Annotated in this window: 1 protein-coding gene; it reads right to left on the bottom strand. The window is 68.4% G+C overall.

Features of this window, described 5'->3' with window-relative positions; all coding sequences use genetic code 11:
* Positions 1–304: hypothetical protein (locus UK12_RS42670; protein WP_045307288.1), on the bottom strand; the 304-nt coding region annotated here is incomplete at both ends.

Here is a 304-nt window from a genome sequence, read left to right as displayed (position 1 = left end):
GTGCTGCAGAGCGCGAAGATGCCGCGGTTGTTGTCGATGTTGAGTGCGTGGATCTGCCAGGTGCCGTCGGAGCTGCGGGTGCGGTCCCAGACGGTGCCGTTGGTGAGGGTGGGGGCGTGGAGGGTGCCGTCGGGGAGTGCGGTGGTGGTGATGGCTGTGATGGCGGCGTTGTTGTCGATGTTGCGTGCGTGGGGCTGCCAGGTGGCGTCGGAGCTGCGGGTGCGGTCCCAGACGGTGCCGTTGGTGAGGGTGAGGGCGTGGAGGGTGCCGTCGGGGAGTGCGGTGGTGGTGATGGCTGTGATGG

This window comes from Saccharothrix sp. ST-888, assembly GCF_000955975.1.
Lineage (GTDB): Bacteria > Actinomycetota > Actinomycetes > Streptomycetales > Streptomycetaceae > Kitasatospora.
The sequence above is the reverse complement of the archived record's forward strand: the minus strand, read 5'-3'. Positions and strand labels throughout refer to the sequence as shown.